Here is a 17,565-nt window from a genome sequence, read left to right as displayed (position 1 = left end):
CCTTGCACATCCTCGACGTCAACGCGCTGGTCGCGCTGGCCTGGGACTCGCACGTCCACCATCACGTGATGCGGCGGTGGTTCCGGGCCAACGCCGCCCGAGGCTGGGCGACCTGCCCGATCACCGAGAGCGGGTTCGTGCGGGTCTCGTCCAACCCGAAGGTGCTGCCGCACCCGATCTCGGTCGACGTCGCGCGCGAGGTCCTCCTCGGGTTGCGACAGGCCGAGACGCACCGGTTCGTCCCCGACGACGTCTCGCTCGTCGACGACGACGTCCCGGCGATCGCCGGCCATCGTCAGGTGACCGACGTCCACCTGCTCGTGCTCGCCCGGCGCGCGGAAGCCCGCCTGCTGACGTTCGACGCCGGCCTCGCGAAGCTCGGCGGCGGCGACGTCACCCTGCTGCGCGCGCTCTAGCGAGCGCCGCCCGCAGGTCCGGCGGCAGCGGGGACTCGACCTCGACGTGCTCGCCGGTGATCGGGTGGGTGAAGGCGAGGCGGCGGGCGTGGAGGAACTGGCGGGTGAGGCCGAGGAGGCCGGCGTGGCCGTACTCGGGGTCGCCGGCGACGGGATGGCCGATGGCCTGGAGGTGGACGCGGATCTGGTGGGTGCGCCCGGTCTCGAGCGTCACCTTCAGCAGCGTGTGGCGCGGCAGGGCCTCTTCGACCTCGAAGTGGGTGCGCGCCTCGCGGGGCGTGTCGCTGTCGGTGGAGTGCTTGGTCCGGACGCGGCGGTCGCGGCCGATCGGCGCGTCGATCGTGCCGGTGCGCGCCGGCGGGCGGCCCTCGACCAGCGCCGTGTACTCGCGGGTGATGTCGCGGCGCTGCAGCGCGTCCTTCAGCGCGGCGTGCACGGCGTCGGACTTCGCGACGACGAGCAGGCCGGAGGTGTCGCGGTCCAGGCGGTGGACGAGGCCGGCGCGCCAGCCCTCCTCCCCGCCCTCGGCGGTCCCTTCCAGCGCCTGGGCGAGCGTCCCGGTCAGGTGCCCGCGCGACGGGTGCACGACGACGCCCGCGGGCTTGTCGACCACCAGCAGGTGCTCGTCCTCGAACGGGACGGCGAAGTCGACGGCGGCGCCCACGTCCTCGGGGACCGGCGGCGCGTCGGCCGCGTCGTCGACGACGACCACGTCGCCCGCGTCGACCTTGTGGCGCTTGGGCCGCGCGCGGCCGTTGACGGTGACCGCGCCGGCGTCGATCAGCCGCGCCGCGCGCGAGCGCGACCCGAGCGGCCCGGCGAGCAGCGCGTCCAGGCGCGTGCCCGCGTCATCCGCGCTCGCCGTCAGCTCCACCGCGACCGTCCTGCTCGATGACCCACAGCAGCACCAGCACGCCGAAGGTGATGGAGATGTCCGCGACGTTGAACGCCGGCCACGCCGGCAGCTTCACGAAGTCCGTCACCGCGCCGTCGCGGACGCGGTCGATGATGTTGCCGATCGACCCGCCCAGCAGCATGCCCGTGGGCAGCCACACCAGCGGCTTGTCGAGGTGGGTGAAGAAGTAATACAACAACGCGATCAGCGCGGCGGCGACCAAGGCCACCACGATGATCCCGCCTCCGGAGAACGCGCCGAACGCCACGCCGGTGTTGCGGACGTGCACGAGCGAGACGCCCGGGAGGATCGAATCCTCCTCGCCGACGTCGATGCCGCCGCGGACCAGCGCCTTGGTGACCTGGTCGAGCACGACGACCGCCACCAGGACGAGCCCGGCGCGGACGAGCGTCCGGCCCCTCACCCCCGGATCAACTGGACGACGATGTCGCCGACCACCCACAGCAGGATGATCGCGATCATCGGGCTGAGGTCCAACGGGCCGAACGGCGGGATGAAGCGACGGAAGATCGAGAGGTACGGCTCGCTGACGTCCCGGAGGAAGTCGAGCACCGAGCGCGACCAGCGCGAGTACGGGATCCGCCCGCCCACGTTGAAGTACATGGACGTGAAGATGTAGGCGATGATGATGATCGTGTAGACCAGCAGCAGCGCCTCGACGAAGTTGGCGACCGATTCGCGCGTGGTGGCGAGGATGAGCATCTTCAACGCACTCCGAGGACGGCGTCCAGGGCGTCTTGGAACGCGGCGCGGATCCCGGCGCGCTCCAGCGCCGCCAGGCCGCGGGCCGTCGACCCGCCCGGGGAGGTGACCTCGCGGCGGACCGCGAGCGTGTCGTTGCCGCGGGCGCGCAGCAGCGCGGCCGTTCCGGCGAAGGTCTGCACCACCATCTCGGCCGCCTTGTCCGGCGGCAGGCCGTGGCGGACGCCGGCGTCGACCTGCGCCTCGGCCAGCAGCGCGACGTAGGCGGGGGCGTTGCTCATCAGCCCCATCGCGACGTCGACCAGGTCGTCGGCGACCTCGACGAGCAGCCCCAGCTCGCCGAACAGCGCCGGGACGTCCTGGTCCAGCCGCGCGTCCTGGTGGCCGTCGGCGGCGCGGACGACCACGCCCTCGCGCAGCTCGACCGGGGTGTTGGGCAGGAAGCGGTAGACGGGCCGGTCCGGGTAGGCGGCCTTCAGGTCGGCCAGCGAGACGCCGCCGAGGATCGAGGCCACCGCCTTGGCGTGGTCGCCGATCTCGCGCGCCACGTCGTGCAGCTGCGGCGGCTTGTGCGCGAGCACGACGAGGTCGGCCTTCTGGGCCAGCGCGACGTTGCTCGCGACGGCCTCGCCGCCCAGCTCGTCGACCAGCGCCTGGGCGACCTCCGCGCGTGGATCGGCGGCGAGCACCGGACGCCCCCAGCCGCGCGCGAGCCCTCGCGCCATGTTCCCCGCACCGATGAATCCGACCTGCATACGCGCGACACTGTAGTGCCCCGCACGGCGGCGGGTTTCGCCCTCTGGGCGAACACCCGCAAGGCGAACTCGCCCCCTGGGCGAGCTTCGCCCTAGGACTGGTTGAAGAAGCCCTTCTCGATCAGCTGCGCGCGCTCTTCGGCCGAGATCTCGACGTTGCGCGGCGTGAGCATGAAGACGCGGTCGGCGACCCGCTGCATGCCGCCGTCCAGCGCGTAGGTGAGGCCGGAGGCGAAGTCGATCAGGCGCTTGGACAGGTCGGTGTCGGTCGACTGGAGGTTCAGCACGACCGGGATGTCGTCCTTGAACTTGTCGGCGACCTGCTGAGCGTCGTTGAACGACTTGGGGATGACCAGGTGCAGCTTCACCGAGCCGCCGTTGCGGCCCTTGGAGCCGCCGCCACCGCCGCCCCCGCCGCCGATCGGGCGGAGGTTCGCGCGGGTCGGGGGCTCGTCGTCGGCGAAGATGTCGTCGAAGTCGTCGCGACGACGGCGCGACGAGAGGCGGCGCACGTTCGGCCGCTCGCGGTAGCTCTCGGGCTCCGGCTCGGGCTCCCGGTCACGTCCGCGGTAATCGTCTTCATCGTCGTCGGCATAGCTGTCGCGCTCTTCGGCCAACCCGAAGTACACGAGCGCCTTATGCCAGCTGTCGCTCACGGCCACGTCTCCAACTGTACGCCAAAGACGGTGATTGTCCTGCAATCACCGGTACAACCTCGTGCCCACACGCACGATGGTCGCTCCTTCTTCGACGGCGACGGCGAAGTCCTGCGTCGTGCCCATCGAAAGCTCGCGCAGCCCGCGATGCGCGGACAGCTCGGCGAGCGCGGCGAACCAGCGCCGTGAGTCCTCGGCCGTCCGGGCCAGCGGCGGCATCGTCATCAGGCCGACGACCTCCACCCCGCCGACCTCGCGGCAGCGCGCGATGAAGTCGTCGAGGCGGTCGGGGGCGATGCCGCTCTTGCCCTCCTCGGAGGCGATGTTGACCTCGACGAGGACCTCGGTGCCGGGCGGCGCGTGCTTGCCGAGCTGGTCGACGACGCTGTCGGAGCCGACCGAGTGGATCAGCCGGACCAGCGGCAGGATCTGCTTGACCTTGCGCGACTGCAGGTGGCCGATGAAGTCCCAGGTGAGGCGGTCGCCGCCGGGCGCGGTGACCTTGCGCTCCAGCTCCTGGGCGCGGTTCTCGCCGGCCAGGTCGATGCCCGCCGCGGCCAGGACCGGCAGCTCGTCGATCGCCACGTACTTGACGGCGGCCAGCAGCCCGACGTCGTCGGCGCCGCGCCCGGCACGGGCGGCGGCGTCGGCGATCTCGCCGCGCACGCGCTCGACGTTGGCCCGCACGCCCTCGACGGTCAGGCCCTCGATCAGCTGCGCCATGCGATCCCTCCCTGGCGTCCGGTGACGCCGCCGCTGACGCGGTGGCTGAAGAACACGTCGGGCTCGCACATCGTGCAGCGGCCGACATCGTGGACGTGCGCGACGCCCGCGGCGCGCAGCCGCCGGGCCGCGACGCCCTTGAGGTCCAGCAGGCGCCCGTCCAGCGCCCAGCCCGGGAAGCGCTCGGCGACCTCCGGGCCGACCTCGTAGCAGCAGGCGCCGGCGGCCGGGCCGATCGCGGCGTGGACCGGGCCGGCGGCGCGCAGCGCCGCCACGCCCGCTTCGAGGACGCCGCCGCTGAGGCCCTTCCACCCGGCGTGGACCATCGCGACCGCGTCGGCGGAGGCGAGCGCGACCGGCACGCAGTCGGCGGTGAGGACCATCGCGGCGACGCCGTGGGCGCGGGTGACGACGCCGTCGGCGTCGGGGATCTCGCTCCCGGACGGCGCCGCGTCCAGCGCGACGACGCGCGTCCCGTGGACCTGGCGGGCGAAGGCGATCGGCGCGCGATCGGCGGCGCGGCGGCGGTTCTCGTCCACCGCCGCGGGGTCGTCGTCGGTCCAGCGGCCGAGGTTCAGCGAGGCGTACGGGCCTGCGGAGACGCCGCCGGCGCGGCCGGTGAAGCGCACGCGCGCCCCGGGCAGTTCGAGGTCGATGGCGTCGAGGGCCACGGTGCTCGTTCTAGCAGTTGAGCCCGAAGGCCAGCTGCGCGTCGCGGTCGTCGCCCAGCGCGCCGTCCAGGCGCGCGGCGAGCGTCGCGGCCAGGCGGCGGCCGACGTCCGGGCCCTGCGGGACGCCGGCGGCGATCAGGTCGTCGCCGTCGATGGCCAGGCGCACGTGGCGCCACGCGCCGAGGTAGCGCAGCGCGGTGTCGCCGTCGCCGCGCGCGCCCGCGACCGCCACGGCCTCGACGGGCAGCGCGCGCAGCCGCCGCGCGACCGCCGACGGCGGCGCGGCGGCGTCGAGCGGCACGGCCTGCGCGCACGCCCGCAGCACCGCCAGCTCGCGCGCGTCGAAGCCCCAGCCGTCCGCCCACGTGGCGTCGGGGATCACCGCGCCGAGGATCGTCAGGTCGGCCCGTCCCTCGGCGCGCGGCAGGATCGCCAGCGCCCGCGCCACGAGCGCGGGGTCCAGCGCCAGCCCGTCGACGAGCCCGAGGTTCTGGGCGGCGTGCAGCGCGCTCAGCGGGTCGGGCTCGCGCAGCGCCAGGCGCAGCTCGGCGCCGAGGCGGTCGCCGCTGACGGTCCGCAGCGCGCCGTGCCGGACGGCCTCGTGGGCGAGCCGGTCGGTCGCGGGCTCGGGCGTGAACCCGAGCCGGACCGCGTAGCGGACCAGGCGCCACAGGCGCGTCGGGTCGTCGCGGAACGACGCGGCGTGGAAGACGCGCAGGCGGCGGTGCTCGAGGTCGTCCAGCGCCGCGGGCGCCGCGTGCAGCACGCCCGCGGCGTTGAGCGCGAGCGCGTTGATCGTGAAGTCCCGGCGCAGCAGGTCGTCCTCCAGGCCCGCGGGCGTGACCTCGGGCAGGGCGCCGGGCGCGTCGTAGCGCTCGGTCCGCGCGGTGACGACGTCGACGACGCAGCCCTCGGCGGTCTCGACCACGTAGGTCCCGAAGCGCTCGTGGGCCTCGGTCACCGGTCCCAGCGCGCGCGCCACCGCGGCGGCGTCGCCGACGACCGTCACATCGAGGTCCGGGAGGGCATCGAGCGTCTCCCGGCCCAGCAGCGCGTCGCGGACCGCGCCGCCGACGATCCACGCGTCCGGGAACTCGGCGAGCACGCCGAGCACGCGGTCGCCGCAGGGCAGCGCGCGGAGCGCCTCGAGGGCCTGTCGGGAGCTGAACACCGCCGGCGATCCTGCCACGCCGCCGCCTCTCGTACCCTGTTGGCCCATGACCCGTCCCTCCGGCGGCCGACGCCGTCGGCTGGTGTGGATCCTGCCGGCGCTGCTCGCCCTGCTGCTCGCCGCCGGCGCGGTCAAGGTGCTGACGGGCGGCCAGGGTGACGTCTCCAACCCCGATGTGGAGTTCGACACGGCGCCGCCGACGGTGCCGTCCGCGACCACGCCCCAGCCTTCGACGACCACCACAGCGAAGGACCCGTTCGACGACGGGTTCGAATGGCCGATGTACGGCTACACGGACACGCGGGCGCGCTACCTGCCGCTCGACCGCCCGCTGCGCCCGCCGTTCTCGCTGCGCTGGAAGGTGACGGGGCGGATCCTGCTGGAGTTCCCGCCGGTCATCTGCGGGCGGTCGCTGTACCTGCTGAAGAACAACGGCGCGCTGTATTCGATCTCGCGCCGGACGGGCCACGTGCGCTGGCGCAAGAAGCTCGGCTACCTGGCCGCGGCGTCGCCCGCCTGCCACGACGGCGTCGTCTACAGCGTGCTGCTGCAGCGCGGCAAGACGATCCGCGCGGGCCGCGTCGTCGCGCTGCGCGGCTACACCGGCCGGACGATGTGGTCGCGCAAGCTGCCCAGCCGCAGCGAGTCCTCGCCGCTGATCTTCCAGGACCGGCTGTACTTCGGGTCCGAGGACGGGACGGTCTACGCGCTGGACACCGCCAACGGCGACGTGAAGTGGACCTACAAGGCCGGCGGCGCGGTCAAGGGCGCGATCGCCGAGGACGGCGACGGGCGCCTGTTCTTCGGGGACTACTCGGGCTCGGTGACCGCGCTGCGGCGCGCGGACGGGGCGCGGATCTGGAAGACCGGGACCAGCGGCGGCGCCTTCGGGCTGCGGTCGGGGAACTTCTACGCGACGGCCGCGGTCGCCTACGGCCGCGTGTTCATCGGCAACACCGACGGGTTCGTGTACTCCTTCGGCGCCAAGGACGGCCGCCTGGCGTGGCGTCACAAGACCGGCGGCTACGTCTACTCCTCCCCCGCGGTCTCGCCGGTGCGCGGCGGGACGGTCTACGCCGGGTCCTACGACGGCAAGCTGTACGCCTTCGACGCGCGGACCGGCAACGTGAAGTGGTCGCGCAACAGCGGCGGCAAGATCTCCGGCGGCCCGGTCGTGATCGGCGACCTGGTGTTCTACTCCAACCTGTCGCGCAAGTCGACGGCCGCGGTCGGCGCCGCCACCGGCGCGCCGGTCTGGTCGATCGGCCGCGGCGCGTTCAACCCGGTGGTCTCCGACGGCCAGCGGATCTACCTCGTCGGCTACACCAACCTGTACGCCTTCGCCGAGGAGGGGCGGACCGCCGAGGGCACGCTGACCGCGGCGGCGCGGGAGCGGCGCCGGGCGCACCTGCGCGCGGCGTCCGTGCGCCGGCACCGGCGCTACGTCGCGGCGCGGGTCGCGGCGCGCAAGCGCGAGGTGGCGGAGCGCCTGGCCCGGCGGCGCGCGGGCGCGCGGGTGTGCTTCAGGTCGGGCGGGAAGACGGTGTGCCGGGTGCCGAGGCCGCCGGTCTGCTTCAAGCGGTCGGACGGCCGGACCGTGTGCCGGGCGCGGAAGGGCTGAGGCTAGGCCGCCCGCGGCACGGCGGCAGCCGCCGCCCGCGCCTCCGCGAGCGCCTCGCGGAACGCCGCCACCACCCGCGGGTCGAACTGCGTGCCCGCGCAGCGCTGAAGCTCGGCCAGCGCGTCGTCCTCGGCCATGGGCTCGCGGTAGGCGCGGTCCTGGTCGATCATCGCGTCGAAGGAGTCGCAGACCGCGACGATCCGCGCGCCCAGCGGGATCCGCTCCCCGGCGAGGGCGTCCGGGTACCCGCGTCCGTCCCAGCGCTCGTGGCTGGCGCGCACCAGCGGCGCGACGGCGCTCAGCGCGGGCGCGGCGGCGACGATGCGCTCGCCGATGATCGTGTGGCGGCGCATGAAGGCCCACTCGTCGGCGTCCAGCGGGCCGGGCTTGTCGAGGATCGCGTCGGGGATCGCGACCTTGCCGACGTCGTGCAGGTCCGCGGCGTGGCGGACCTGCTCGACCTCGGCGGCGCTCAACCCCAACTTGCGCGCGACCGCGACCGCCAGGTCGGCGACCGACGCCAGGTGCGTGCGCAGCTCGGGGTCGCGCTCGGCCAGCGCGCGCATCAGGACGTCGTGGGACTGCGAGCCCGCCGAGGGGCGCCCGCCGTGCTTCTGGGCGTACATCCGCTGGTCGGCGAGGCGCAGCGCCTCGGCCGGGTCGTCGGTCTCGACCGGCGCGACCACGAAGCCGTAGGACGCGCCGATCGCGAAGCCCTCGCCGCGCTCGCTCAGCGCGGCCGCCGCGCCGGCGACGACGGTCTCGGGATCGGCGCCGCGCGGGCGCAGCAGCGCGCAGAACTCGTCGCCGCCCATCCTGTAGGCCTTGCCCTGCCCGTCGACGTGGCGCGCGAGGTTGGCGCCCAGGCGCACGAGCAGGTCGTCGCCCGCCGGATGGCCGTAGCAGTCGTTGTAGTGCTTGAAGCCGTCGAGGTCGAAGAGCGCCAGCACGGCCGGGTCCTCGTCGTCGGCCTTGGCCGTGCGCCGCGCCAGGTCGTGCAGCAGCGCGCGGCGGTTGCCCAGCCCCGTGAGCGCGTCGGTGAGCGCCTCGCGCCGGGTCGCGGCGAGCATCGTCTCGTTGTCGTGGAAGGCGATGAACAACCGGACGCCGACCGCCACCAGCGCGACGCCGGCCAGGACGACCGCGACCCACGTCGTGCGCTCCAGGCCCGCGTAGACCAGCACGCCCAGCGCCATCGCGCCGAAGGCCAGCGGCAGGATCGTCCCGCGCCGCCCGCCGGTCGCGGCCGCCGCCTCCGCCGCCCGCGCCGGTGCCCACGCCGCCGCGGCCAGCGTCAGGAACGCGATGTCCCAGCCGCCGTTGAACAGGTCCGCCCAGCCGCCGTCGCCCTGGGCGATCTCCACCAGGTAGTGCGAGTCGGCCGCCCAGAAGACGACGAGGCCCACCGCGGTCAGGCCCCAGATGGCGTCCAGGCGCCAGCCGCGCACCGCGATCGCGATGACGACGAGGCCCAGGAGGATCATGTCGCTCAGCGGGTAGGCCGCGTTGGTCGCCGCCGAGGGCCAGTCCCCGCCGACCCCGCCGACGATCGACGGCACGATCGCCACGGCCGCGACCGCCGCGGTCGCCAGCGCCGCCAGCGCGCCGTCGACCCACAGCCGCCTCGGCGCGCCCGCGACTTGCGCGGTCATGACGCGCGCCAGGCCGGTGAAGGCCAGCAGCGGGAAGAGCAGGTACCCGACGTCGGCCGGGGACGGGACCGGTACCGCGTCGCGGCCGAGCAGCACGAGCGTCCAGTACACGTCGCCCGCCGCCCACGCGACGATCCCGCCCGCGACCAGCAGCCACCCGAGCCGCGCCGGCCCGCGGTGGCGCAGCGCGGCGGCCGCGCACACCAGCCCGGCGCCGAAGTCGGCGACCAGGTGCGTGATCCGGGCCGAGAGCGGGAGCGCCCCGACGGCCTCGTTGAGCGCGCCCGTGAGCAGGCAGAGGCCGAGCGCGCCGAGCGCCCACCACGGCCAGCGCGGTTGCGATGCTTCCCCCATCGCCACCGTGGTCGGCGCTGACGGCGGGTCTTTTAGTCGATGACCTGCAGGTCCTTCGGCAGGCTCGTGAGCACCTCGGCGCCGTCGTCGGTGACGATCGCCAGGTCCTCGATCCGCACGCCGACCGCGCCCGGCACGTAGATCCCCGGCTCGACCGTGACGACCTGCCCGGTCTCCAGCGTCGCCTCCGAGCGCTGCGAGAGCCGCGGGCCCTCGTGGACCTCGGCGCCGACGCCGTGGCCGAGGCCATGGCCGAAGTGCTCGCCGTGGCCGGCGGCGGTGATGACGTCGCGGGCGATCGCGTCGACCTCGCGCCCGCCAGCGCCCGCGCGAACCGCGGCCAGCGACTCCAGCTGCGCCTCCAGCACGACCTCGTAGACCTCGCGGTCGCGCGGGTCGAGGTCCGGGCCGGTCGCGTAGGTGCGCGTGCAGTCCGAGGCGTAGCCGTCCAGCTGCGCGCCCCAGTCGATCGTCACCAGCGTGTTTTTGGGGATCTCGACGTCGCGCGGCTCGGCGTGCGGCAGCGCGGAGTGCGTGCCGGAGGCGACGATCGGCGGGAACGACACCGACTCGGCGCCCTTCTTGCGCATCGTGACCTCGAGGTCCAGCGCGACGTCGCGCTCGGTGCGCCCGGCCAGGCCGCGCGCGAGCACCTCGCTCAGCGCCTCGTCGGCGAGCTTGGCGGCCGCGCGGATCTTCGCCTGCTCGTCGGCGTCCTTGACCGCGCGCAGGCCCTCGATCAGGCCGCCCGCCGGGACGAGCTCGACGCCCTCGGCGACCTTGGCCGCCAGCGACCCGTGCTCCTTGACGCTCATCGACGCGTCGTCGAAGCCGAGCTTGACGACCGCGCCGTCGCCGCCGACGAACGCCGTCGCGGCCTGCAGGATCTCCTGGGCGATCTCGCGCCGCCAGCCGGCGTCGAGCTGCTCGCCGGCCTGCGTCAGGTAGCGGAAGTCGGTCAGGAAGAGGCGCTGGTCGCCCGGCCCGACGAGGGCGAGTCCGTTGCTGCCGGTGTAGCCGGTGAGCCAGCGGACGTTGACGAGGTTGGTGACCAGCAGCGCGTCGAGGCCCTTCTCGGCGAGCGTCTCGCTGACACGGTCCGAACGTTCCATGGTGGTCACAGGTCCAGCTTCTCCTTGATGGCGGTCAGGGCGGCGCGGTAGCCCTCCACGCCCTGGCCCTTGATGGTGAGGAAGCAGTGGTCGCGGATCACCGACACCTTGCGGAAGTCCTCACGGGCGTCGACGTCGGACAGGTGGACCTCGACGGCGGGCAGGCCGGCGATCTCCAGCGCGTCGCGGATCGACCACGCGTAGTGGGTCCAGGCGCCGGGGTTGATGACGACCGCGTCGGCCAGGCCCTCCAGGCGGTGCAGGTGCTCGACCAGCTCGCCCTCGTGGTTGGTCTGGAAGAACCGCGCCTCCAGGTTCAGCTCGCGCGCGAACTCCCCGATCTGCTGCTCGAGCTGGTCGAACGTGAGGTCGCCGTAGTGCCGCGCCGGGCGGCGGCCGAGCATGTCGAGGTTGACGCCGTGGATGACGTCGACGCGATTGCGGGTCGTCACGCGATCAACTCTCGCACGGCGAGCGCCACGTCGTCGTCGCTGACGTCCTGGCCGTGGACGACGTCGCCCGGCGCGCGGACCAGGACGAACGGCGTGCGCGCGGTGTCGGTGCGCTTCTTGTCGCGGCGCGTGGCCGCGAGGATCCGCTCCGGGTCGGCGCCGGGAAGCGCCGCGTCGAGCGTCGTCGGCAGCCCGGCGGCGGCCAGCAGGTCGGAGACCTGCCCGCGCAGGTCCGACAGCCTGCTCAGCCGCAGCGCGGCCAGCAGCCCGAGGCCGACGGCCTCGCCGTGGCGCAGCGTGCCGTAGCCCAGCTCGACCTCCAGCGCGTGGCCGATCGTGTGCCCGAGGTTGAGCACCTGCCGGCGTCCGCCGTCGCGCTCGTCGGCGGCGACGACCTCGAGCTTGGTCCGGGCGCAGGCGAAGATGATGTCGTCGTCGGGCAGGGCGCCGGACGCGACCCGCTCCCACAGCGGCCCGCCTGCGATCAGCGCGGTCTTGACGACCTCCGCGTAGCCGGCGGCGAACTCCTCGCCCGGGAGCGTCGCCAACGTCGTGGTGTCGACGAGGACCGCGAGGGGCTGGTGGTAGGCGCCGACGTAGTTCTTGGCCTCGGGGAGGTCCACCCCGGTCTTGCCGCCGTAGGCCGAGTCGACCATCGCGACGATCGTCGTCGGGCACTGGACGACCGGGATCCCGCGCTGGTAGGTCGCCGCGCAGAAGCCCGCGACGTCGCCGACGACGCCGCCGCCGAGCGCGACGAGGTGGTCGGCGCGCGTGGTGCCCTGGGCGACGAGCGCGTGCCAGATGCGCTCGGCGGTGGCCAGCGTCTTGTGCTCCTCGCCGGGCGGCATCTCGATCAGCCCGGCGAGGTCGGGCAGCGACGGCAGGTGGTGCTCGGCGACCGCCTCGTCGGTGACGCAGAACGCGCGGCCCGTGCCGACCAGCGGCGCGAGCGCCAGCACGCCCGGCCCGACGAAGACGGGGTACTCGCCCGACGCCGCGCTCGCCCACGTCATCCGTGTGCCCGCGGGTGCGGACTCCAGGACGCGCAGCGCGGCGTCCAGGGCGGCCAGGCGGTCCAGCGCGACCGGCGGCAGGTGGGCGTGCGCGAGCGCGGCGTACACCTCGGCGCGCTCGGCGTGGCGCGCCGCGAAGCCGTCGCGGTCGGCGGCCAGCGGCCGGTCGGCGCCGGCGGCGCGCTCCCAGGCCAGGTCCAGCGGCACGTCGAGCAGCACGACGGCGTGGTCGGCCAGCGCCGCGCGCACGCGCTCGCTGAGCACCGCGCCGCCGCCGAGCGAGACGACGACGTCCTCGCCGCGCGCGCCGCCCAGGACCTCCAGGACGGCCTCCTCCTCGGCCGCGCGGAACGCGGCCTCGCCGTCGGTGGCGAAAACGTCGGCGATCGGGCGCCCGAACCGCTCCACCAGCACGTCGTCGGTGTCGACGTGCCCCACCCCGCGCGCGGCCGCCAGCTCCCGGGCGAGGGTGGTCTTCCCCGCGCCCATGAAGCCGATGACGACCGTCAGCCGCGCCACGCGATCCGCTCGACGTACCGCGCGACGGCCTCGCGGACGTCCTCGATGTGGTCGCCGCCGAACTTGCGCCGGTAGGCGTCGGCCAACACGTAGGCCAACATCGCCTCGCCGACGACGCCGCCCGCCGGCACCACGCACGAGTCGGTGCGCTCGCGCAGCGCCTGCGCGGGCTCGTGGCTCTCGATGTCGACCGACCGCAGGGGCTTGGTCAGCGTCGGGATCGGCTTCAGCGCGACGCGCGCGACGAGCGGCTGGCCGGTCGTCATGCCGCCCTCCAGGCCACCCGCGTGGTTGGTCTCGCGGAAGTACCCGCGCTCCGGCGACCAGAAGATCTCGTCGTGGGACTGCGACCCCGGCTTGCCCGCCAGGTCGAAGCCGTCGCCGAAGGCCACGCCCTTGACCGCCTGGATCGAGGACAGCGCACCGCCGATGCGGCCGTCCAGGCGCTCCTCCCAGGAGACGTGCGAGCCGAGGCCCGGCACGAGCCCGAAGGCCACCACCTCGAAGACGCCGCCGATCGACTCGTTGGCCTTGCGCTGCACGTTGATGTGCCCGACCATCGCCTTCGACGCGACCGGGTCCAGGCAGCGGACCTTGTCGTCGTCGACGCCCTCGAAGTCCGCCACGGTCAGCGCCGTCTCGCGCGGCGCGACGTGCACGTCGCCGATCTGGATGACGTGCGAGCGGATCTCCACGCCGACGGCGGCGAGGAACGCCTTGCACAGCGCGCCGCCGGCGACGCGCGCCGCGGTCTCGCGGGCGCTCGCGCGCTCCAGCACGTTGCGGACGTCGCTGAAGCGGTACTTCTGCACGCCGACGAGGTCCGCGTGGCCCGGGCGCGGCAGGTGCACCTCGGGCACGTCGGCCTCGACCGGCCACGGGTTCATCCGCTCCTCCCAGTTCGCGTAGTCGCGGTTGGGGACCTGGAGCGCGACGGGCCCGCCGAGCGTGCGACCGTGCCGGACGCCCGCCGTGACGTTGGCGTGGTCCTTCTCGATCTTCATGCGCCCGCCACGACCGTGGCCCAGCTGACGCCGGGCCATGTCGCGGTCGATCGCCTCCTGCTCGAGCTCCAGCCCGGCCGGCAGCCCTTCGACGATCGTCGTCAGACCGGGGCCGTGGGACTCTCCTGCGGTGATCAGCTTCAGCGCCATGCGGCGCCGAAGTCTATGAGCCGGGGACGGTCAGCACCGTCGAGGTCGACCCGACGGCCTGCCCGGCGGCCGATCCGGCGATCGTGGACGGCACGTTGGCGACGTCCGGCGTGGCCTGCGGGTCCTTGCTGACCAGCAGGCCCAGCGAGCGCGAGTAGTTCCAGTTGTCGAGCGCCGACGGGTCGTCGGAGACGAGCTGGCGCAGGACCTCGCGGCCGGCCTTGGACTCACGGGCGCGGGCCTTGGCGGCCACGGCCTTCGACGTCGTCGCCTTCTTGATGGACTTGACGTTCAGCGTGTACTCGACCGTGCCGGCGGTGCCCGACGGCATGTCCAGGAACTCGGTGTCGCCCGCCTTCAGCGTGACCTGCTCGCAGTCGTCGCGCGACGGCGTGCACTTGCCGTCGCCCGAGGGCTCGGCGGTGGCGTCGATCAGGAAGACCGCCGACTTGCCGTCCTCGGCCAGGCCGAGGTAGACGAAGAACGGGTTGTCCGACGAGGGCAGCGGCGTCAGGCGCGCGACGTTGTCGTACGTCCGCATCGAGCCCTCCTGGCCGAACGTGAAGTTGACGCGGTAGGTCTCCTTGGAGGCCTTGCTCGTGTCGGTCGGCGTCGTGGTCGGCGCCGGGGTCGTCGGCGCGGGCGTGTCGCTCGTGCCGCCGGTCGAGGACGCGCCGCCGCCCGACGAGGGGCTGTCCGACGAGGACGACGGCGTGCTCGCCGCCGGCGAGGTCGTCGTCTCGGTCTCCGTCGTGGTCGTGCTCGGCTGGTGGTGCTGGACGAACGGGTTCTTCAGCGAGCCCTTGCGCTGCACCTTGCCCGCGGCCTGCTCCTCGAGGCTGACGACCTCGGCCTGCGACGGGCCGCTGCCGCCGGGCGTGCTCGTGACGCTCGCGACCGGCGTGCCGGTGCCGTCCTTCGAGCTGCCGCCGAGGACGATCGGCACCGCGACCAGCGCGGCGACGAGCGCGATGGCCACCGGCCACAGGCGCTTCTCGATCAGGTCGGACAGGACGTTCTTGAAGAAGCTCATCGGTCGCTCCCGATCAGGCTCGCGGTGGCGGTGCTGGTGCCGGTGGCGCCCGCCGGGGCGGTCGCCGTGGCGCCGTTGGTCAGGCCCTCGTCGGCCGGCAGCAGGTACGAGGTGGCGACCACGGAGGCGTCGACCTGCGGGAAGCCCTTCGGCCCGGCCTGCAGCGCGACGCCGTCGACCGTCAGGAGGCGGCCCTTGACGCTGATCGCCTTGCCGTTGACCGACGTGTAGTCGTCGAGCGCCTTGACGAAGCGCTGCATGTTGAAGAACGAGCCGGTGAAGTCGAACGTGAACGGCATCGTCGGGAAGCCCGCGGTGCCGACCGTCGCACCGGGCGGCAGCGCGGCGGCGACCGTGCTGCCCGGCTCCGACGAGCTGCCCGCGGACGCGGCGGACGAGCCGTCGCTGGAGCCGGTCAGCTTGATGGAGTTGAACGTGACGTGGTTGGCCTTCGCGGTCTGCTCGAGCTGGTAGACCAGCGACGGCATCTCGTCGTCGACCGGAACGGCCTTGCCCAGTCGGGCGACCGTCGCGTAGTCGCTGCGGTAGCGGTCCTTGGCGCCCTGCGCCGTGGCCGCGGACTGCTGGGCGGTGTCCAGGCGCGCCTGCGCCTGGGCGATCTGCCCGCTGAGGTCGGTGGCGTCCTTGCGCTTGGGGCTGATGGCCAGGAACCAGAAGGCGGCCATGACGGCCACCAGGCCGAGGACGGTCAGGACGATGCGGTCGCGCGCGGTCACTGGGAGGCTCCTCCGGTCGTCCCCGAGGCGGGGGCGGTCGACGAGGCGGTCGTGGACGGGGTCGTGGTGCTCGACGGCGAGGCCGAGGAGGCGACGCTCGAGGCGGTCGCGGCGGTGCCGGTGCTGGTGCTGACGGCCGCGCCGCTCTGCTCGAAGAACACGTCGGCGTTGAAGATCGGGTACTTGGCGTGGCCGCCGCGGCAGTCGCTGCCGCCGGCGGAGTCCGTCGTCGCCGAGCTGCCGGACGGATTGGCGTCCGCGGCCCGGCTGGAGTCCTCCAGCGTCACGCGCTGGACGCCGTCGATCATGCGCAGGCGCGTGATCAGCATGGCGACCGACTTCTGGCTGGTCGTGCAGCCGCTGATGACGATCGCCGGGACGTTCAGCGAGCCGCGCAGCGACCCGCCGCCGGCGCCGCCGCTACTTGAGAGCTGCACGGTCGTCGAGGTCGTGCCGGTCAGCGACGTCAGCCACACGTTCTGCGGGAGCACGCGGGCGACCTCGCGCAGCGCGTGCGCCCAGTCGAAGCGGCTGCCGGCCAGCTGCGTGACCGTGTCGACGCGCTTCTGGCGGATCGACGCGAACTTCGTGTAGCTCGTCAGCGCCGCGGCCTTGGCCTCGGCGGCCTCGGCCTGCTGGGTGACGTCGGCCAGCTGGTCGCGCTTGTCGCTCACCGACTTGTTGGACACGACGTAGGTCGCGGCCAGGACGACGAGCAGGGCGAGGGCGCCGAGCAGGATGTAGGCACCGCCGCCGGACTTGCCCGCCGCGCCGCCGGCGCCGCGCTGCTGGTCGGACGGGATGAGGTTGACAGCCCTCATGCGTGCGGGGCCTCCTCGACGGCCAGGCCGGCCGCGATCGTGAGCAGGAAGGGATCCAGGCCCTCGGGCGTGCCGTCGACCACGCCGGCCTCGACCGGCAGGCCGAGCTCGGCGGCGAGGGCGTCGTCGAAGCCGGGGATGCCGGCCGCCGCGCCGGTGAGGACGGCCCGCTGGACGCGCAGGCTCATGCCCTCCTGGGCATGGTGGAAGTCGAGCGAGTTGCGGACCTCGCCGCCGATGCGGCGCACGCCGTCGAGCAGGACCGTGCGGGCCTCCTCGACGATCTCGCCCTGGTCGTCGGACTCGATCTCGCTGAGCGGGACGACGAGCCCGACGTGGCGCAGCCACCCGCGCGCGTGCTCCAGCGTGAGCGCCTTGCGCTCGGCGAGCTCGACGGCGATGGCCTCCAGGCCGCCGCCGACGACGCGGGTGAAGAGGCAGGTCGTGCCCTCGGCGACCGCGAGGTTCGTGAGGCCACCGACCGAGAGGTAGAGGACCGGCTCGGGCGTGCCCGCCTCGGTCGTCGCCTCGGCGCGGTGCAGCGCGCGGATCATCGCGAAGGCCGACAGGTCGATGCCCTCGGGCTTGAGCCCGGCGGCCTTGGCGGCGGCCATGACGCGCTCGACCATGTCGCGCCGGGCGGCGACGATCAGGACGCGCTGGCGCGGGCCGTTCTCGCTGTCGACGATGTCGAGCGGCTGGAAGTCGAGGACCGCCGAGTCCAGCGGCATCGGGATCTGGTCCTGGGCCTGGAACCGCACCGCGGCCTCCAGCTCCTTGCGGTCCTCGAGCGGCGGGAGCTCCAGGACGCGGACGACGATCTTCTGGTTGGCGATGCCGATGCGGACCTTCTTGTCGAGGCCCTTGTTCTCGCGGTAGAGCGTCTTGAGCGCCTGAGCGAGGGCGTCGACGTCGTTGACCTCGCCGTCCCGGACGACGCCGGTCTCCAGCGGGGCGACCGCCGCGGTCCTCACCGACACGTGACCGTTGACGGTCACCGCGGCGGCATGGACGGCGGACGGCTCGATCTCGAGTCCGACGATGGTGGATGCGCGCTTGGCCATGTTCGAGGCAGTGGTTCGGC

The 17,565-nt window shown here is 73.9% G+C and carries 19 protein-coding genes; 2 read left to right on the top strand and 17 right to left on the bottom strand.

Annotation, left to right across the window (positions count from 1 at the left end):
* Positions 1–2: 2 nt before the first annotated feature.
* On the top strand, positions 3–416 hold the full coding sequence (locus VFG42_RS06000; protein WP_324906289.1) for a TA system VapC family ribonuclease toxin: 414 nt from the start codon (positions 3–5) through the stop codon (positions 414–416).
* On the opposite strand, the gene VFG42_RS05995 is transcribed toward VFG42_RS06000, so the two are convergent.
* From VFG42_RS05995 to VFG42_RS05960, 8 genes are all read right to left on the bottom strand, one after another.
* Entirely contained in the window at positions 394–1,290 is an 897-nt protein-coding gene (locus VFG42_RS05995; RefSeq protein WP_324906287.1) for an RluA family pseudouridine synthase, read from the bottom strand. The genes VFG42_RS06000 and VFG42_RS05995 overlap by 23 nt on opposite strands.
* Positions 1,265–1,735, bottom strand: coding sequence for a signal peptidase II (lspA, locus tag VFG42_RS05990; RefSeq protein WP_324906284.1), 471 nt, complete (start codon positions 1,733–1,735; stop codon positions 1,265–1,267). Before lspA ends, VFG42_RS05995 begins: the two co-directional genes overlap by 26 nt.
* Complete coding sequence (locus tag VFG42_RS05985) at positions 1,732–2,034, bottom strand: YggT family protein (protein WP_324906282.1); 303 nt, start codon at positions 2,032–2,034, stop codon at positions 1,732–1,734. Before VFG42_RS05985 ends, lspA begins: the two co-directional genes overlap by 4 nt.
* Positions 2,035–2,036: 2 nt before the next feature.
* Positions 2,037–2,789 (bottom strand): pyrroline-5-carboxylate reductase, encoded by a 753-nt coding sequence (locus tag VFG42_RS05980; RefSeq protein WP_324906280.1) that lies wholly within the window; start codon positions 2,787–2,789, stop codon positions 2,037–2,039.
* A 92-nt stretch (positions 2,790–2,881) separates the two neighbouring features.
* Positions 2,882–3,445 (bottom strand): cell division protein SepF, encoded by a 564-nt coding sequence (locus tag VFG42_RS05975; protein WP_324906278.1) that lies wholly within the window; start codon positions 3,443–3,445, stop codon positions 2,882–2,884.
* Positions 3,446–3,490: 45 nt separating this feature from the next.
* Complete coding sequence (locus VFG42_RS05970) at positions 3,491–4,168, bottom strand: YggS family pyridoxal phosphate enzyme (protein ID WP_324906276.1); 678 nt, start codon at positions 4,166–4,168, stop codon at positions 3,491–3,493.
* On the bottom strand, positions 4,156–4,839 hold the full coding sequence (locus VFG42_RS05965) for a polyphenol oxidase family protein (RefSeq protein ID WP_324906274.1): 684 nt from the start codon (positions 4,837–4,839) through the stop codon (positions 4,156–4,158). The genes VFG42_RS05970 and VFG42_RS05965 overlap by 13 nt, the downstream gene beginning before the upstream one ends.
* Before the next feature lie 10 nt (positions 4,840–4,849).
* On the bottom strand, positions 4,850–6,010 hold the full coding sequence (locus tag VFG42_RS05960) for a hypothetical protein (RefSeq protein WP_324906272.1): 1,161 nt from the start codon (positions 6,008–6,010) through the stop codon (positions 4,850–4,852).
* Between the two features lie 46 nt (positions 6,011–6,056).
* Between VFG42_RS05960 and VFG42_RS05955 the strand changes: the two genes are divergently transcribed.
* Complete coding sequence (locus VFG42_RS05955) at positions 6,057–7,631, top strand: PQQ-binding-like beta-propeller repeat protein (RefSeq protein WP_324906270.1); 1,575 nt, start codon at positions 6,057–6,059, stop codon at positions 7,629–7,631.
* 2 nt (positions 7,632–7,633) lie between these two features.
* On the opposite strand, the gene VFG42_RS05950 is transcribed toward VFG42_RS05955, so the two are convergent.
* Genes VFG42_RS05950 through pilM form a run of 9 tightly spaced genes read right to left on the bottom strand, consistent with a single transcriptional unit; the run spans position 7,634 to position 17,545 of the window.
* Positions 7,634–9,637, bottom strand: coding sequence for a diguanylate cyclase (locus VFG42_RS05950; protein ID WP_324906268.1), 2,004 nt, complete (start codon positions 9,635–9,637; stop codon positions 7,634–7,636).
* A 32-nt stretch (positions 9,638–9,669) separates the two neighbouring features.
* Positions 9,670–10,749, bottom strand: coding sequence for a Xaa-Pro peptidase family protein (locus VFG42_RS05945; RefSeq protein ID WP_324906266.1), 1,080 nt, complete (start codon positions 10,747–10,749; stop codon positions 9,670–9,672).
* A gap of 5 nt (positions 10,750–10,754) precedes the next feature.
* Positions 10,755–11,201 (bottom strand): type II 3-dehydroquinate dehydratase, encoded by a 447-nt coding sequence (locus tag VFG42_RS05940; protein ID WP_324906264.1) that lies wholly within the window; start codon positions 11,199–11,201, stop codon positions 10,755–10,757.
* Positions 11,198–12,736 carry a bifunctional shikimate kinase/3-dehydroquinate synthase gene (locus tag VFG42_RS05935; RefSeq protein ID WP_324906262.1) on the bottom strand — a complete coding sequence of 513 codons (1,539 nt, stop codon included), beginning with the start codon at positions 12,734–12,736 and terminating at the stop codon, positions 11,198–11,200. The genes VFG42_RS05940 and VFG42_RS05935 overlap by 4 nt, the downstream gene beginning before the upstream one ends.
* Complete coding sequence (gene aroC, locus VFG42_RS05930) at positions 12,724–13,890, bottom strand: chorismate synthase (protein ID WP_324906260.1); 1,167 nt, start codon at positions 13,888–13,890, stop codon at positions 12,724–12,726. The genes VFG42_RS05935 and aroC overlap by 13 nt, the downstream gene beginning before the upstream one ends.
* A 13-nt stretch (positions 13,891–13,903) precedes the next feature.
* Positions 13,904–14,923: a hypothetical protein gene (locus VFG42_RS05925; RefSeq protein ID WP_324906258.1), complete on the bottom strand. Its 1,020-nt coding sequence runs from the start codon at positions 14,921–14,923 to the stop codon at positions 13,904–13,906.
* A complete protein-coding gene (locus VFG42_RS05920) occupies positions 14,920–15,660 on the bottom strand; it encodes a type 4a pilus biogenesis protein PilO (RefSeq protein ID WP_324906256.1) in 741 nt (246 codons plus the stop codon). The genes VFG42_RS05925 and VFG42_RS05920 overlap by 4 nt, the downstream gene beginning before the upstream one ends.
* Positions 15,657–16,481, bottom strand: a complete 825-nt coding sequence (locus VFG42_RS05915; RefSeq protein ID WP_324906254.1) for a PilN domain-containing protein — start codon at positions 16,479–16,481, stop codon at positions 15,657–15,659. The genes VFG42_RS05920 and VFG42_RS05915 overlap by 4 nt, the downstream gene beginning before the upstream one ends.
* On the bottom strand, positions 16,478–17,545 hold the full coding sequence (gene pilM / locus VFG42_RS05910) for a type IV pilus assembly protein PilM (protein WP_324906252.1): 1,068 nt from the start codon (positions 17,543–17,545) through the stop codon (positions 16,478–16,480). Before pilM ends, VFG42_RS05915 begins: the two co-directional genes overlap by 4 nt.
* Positions 17,546–17,565: the final 20 nt, after the last annotated feature.

The sequence above is a fragment of the Baekduia sp. genome, assembly GCF_035685985.1.
GTDB lineage: Bacteria > Actinomycetota > Thermoleophilia > Solirubrobacterales > Solirubrobacteraceae > Baekduia.
Note: the sequence above shows the minus strand (reverse complement) of the source record. Positions and strands in the feature narration are given on the sequence as shown.